The following is a 2,328-nucleotide window of genomic DNA, read 5'->3' as shown; positions in this document are numbered from 1 at the left end:
ACTCAACAATGGCAGTGGTGGGTTTGCCACAACCCACTCTGCCACCAACGGTACTGGCACGTTTACATCGGGGCCGCTCAACACCATAAGTTTTTNACTCATTCCCAACTCAGCGGCATCGTCGGGCCTTTACGCACTTGATTATGACAACGATGGCGATACTGACCTCTATGAAGGAGCAGCCGGGGCAGCAGGACGCATTATCCGGCAGGATGTACCTGTTACCCCCCCCACCATCACCAGCTTATCACCTGCGAGTGGTCCGGCGGGTACGGTGGTAACCATCAACGGCGCAAACCTGACGGGAACTACAGCCGTTGTGCTGCGCGGCATTCCGGTCAACATCACGCCTATTTCGAGCACGCAGGTTTCGTTTGTCGTGCCCGCTCAGGCATCTACCGGACCCATCCGGCTGACTACGCCGGGCGGCACCGTACTGAGCAGTACGAACTTCACCGTAACGCGGGCCAGTTCGTCACTAACCTATACGTTACGTAGCAACTCGTTCAATTCGATCAATGTTAGCTCTTTTTCAACGCCCGCCATTACCGACCTTGACCACGATGGGCTTATTGATCTACTGGTGGGCCGGGAAACCGGCGAAGTAAGCCATTACGAGCAGAGTGCTCCCAACAGTCTCAGCTTTACGCTTCGTAGCACCAATCTAAGCGGTCTGACCGGGCACTATAATTCAATCGTTAGCGTGACGGATATCGATGGCGACGGACTGTTGGATATGGTAGTGGGTAGTGGAGCTGGTAATTTTAAGCATTACGAGCAATCAGCCGTGAACAGTACATCCTTCACGCAGATATCAAATGACTTTAATAACATTTTTAGTACAGGGGGGCTGACTTTTCAATATCCCCATTTTACAGATATCGACGGCGACGGTCTGCTTGATCTCCTGGTAGGGGACGAATTTCTTAGCCGATACGAGCAGACCACCCCTAACGGCGGCACCTTTAACCAGTTGAATAACCAAAACTTTGGCCCTACCGCCGATGCCGGCAACGGAGGTTCTATGGCTTGTGTGGTTGATCTGGACGGTGACGGACGGCTTGATATGCTGATTGGGCGTAGCAATGGACAATTGTTTCACTACGAACAAACCAGTGCTAACGGAACCGCCTTCACCCAGATTTCGACTGCCTTCAGTGGGCTGAATTTATCCGGGTACACAACCCCCGCCATCACGGACCTCGACGGCGACGGGCTGCTGGACTTGCTGATTGGTGGTTCTGATGGCGTGATTCGACACTACGAGCAGACCACACCACCAGTCATCACGAGTAATCCTATCAGTAAAAGCGTTTGTGCCGGTAGTAGCACTACGTTTACCGTGGCTGCTTCTGATGCTACCTCCTACCAATGGCAAGTTAACACGGGAAGTGGTTTTACTAATTTGAGCAATAACGCTCCCTACTCGGGCGTAACCAGCACGACGCTTACAATCAGTAATGTAGCGGGACTCAATGGGTATCAGTATCGCAGTGTCGCTACCGGAGATGGTGGATCTGTTAACTCTGACCCCGCAACCTTAACAGTCAACGCCCTGCCCACAGCGGGTCTGACCAACAACGGCCCGCTGACCTGTGCCCAGACCAGCGTCACGCTGACCGCTTCGGGAGGAAACTCCTATACGTTCACCAGTCCGGGCGGTTCGGTGCTGGGCACGTCGGGATCCACCACGACCCGTGTGGTGAGTAGTCCCGGCACCTATTCGGTCACCGTGGCTAATGCCAGCGGCTGTGTGAGCAGCACCAGCACAACGGTCAACAGCACGACGGCAGGGCCGATAGCGACGCTTAGTGCCAGCCCGTCCACGACCCTGACCTGCGCCCAGACGAGTCTGACGCTCACGGCGGGTGGTGGAAATGCGTACGCCTTCAGTGGTCCGGGGGTGGTTAGCCAGAGCGGCAATACGGCGGTGGTGAACGCATCGGGGGTATATTCGGTGACGGTGACCAACACGGCCACGGGTTGTGCCAGCACCACCTCCATCACCATCAACAGCAATGCCTCAACGCCCACGGCTACTCTATCGGCCAGTCCGTCCACGACGCTGACCTGCGCCCAGACCAGTCTGACCTTAACAGCGGGCGGTGGCAATAGTTACGCCTTCAGTGGTCCGGGGGTGGTGAGCCAGAGTGGCAACACGGCAGTGGTGAACATGGCGGGAGTGTACTCAGTGACGGTGACCAACACGGCCACGGGATGCGCCAGCACTACTTCCATCACGATTAGTCAGAATGCCAATCTACCCACAGCGACGCTTAGTGCCAGCCCGTCCACGACCCTGACCTGCGCCCAGACCAGCCTGACGCT

The 2,328-nt window shown here is 56.0% G+C and carries 1 protein-coding gene; it reads left to right on the top strand.

Annotation, left to right across the window (positions count from 1 at the left end; all coding sequences use genetic code 11):
• Positions 1-274: 274 nt before the first annotated feature.
• The coding region (locus B157_RS36840; RefSeq protein ID WP_425423200.1) for an FG-GAP-like repeat-containing protein at positions 275-2,328 on the top strand (2,054 nt) is incomplete at its 3' end.

Source organism: Spirosoma spitsbergense DSM 19989 (genome assembly GCF_000374085.1).
Classification (GTDB): Bacteria; Bacteroidota; Bacteroidia; order Cytophagales; family Spirosomataceae; genus Spirosoma; species Spirosoma spitsbergense.
The sequence above is the reverse complement of the archived record's forward strand: the minus strand, read 5'-3'. Positions and strand labels throughout refer to the sequence as shown.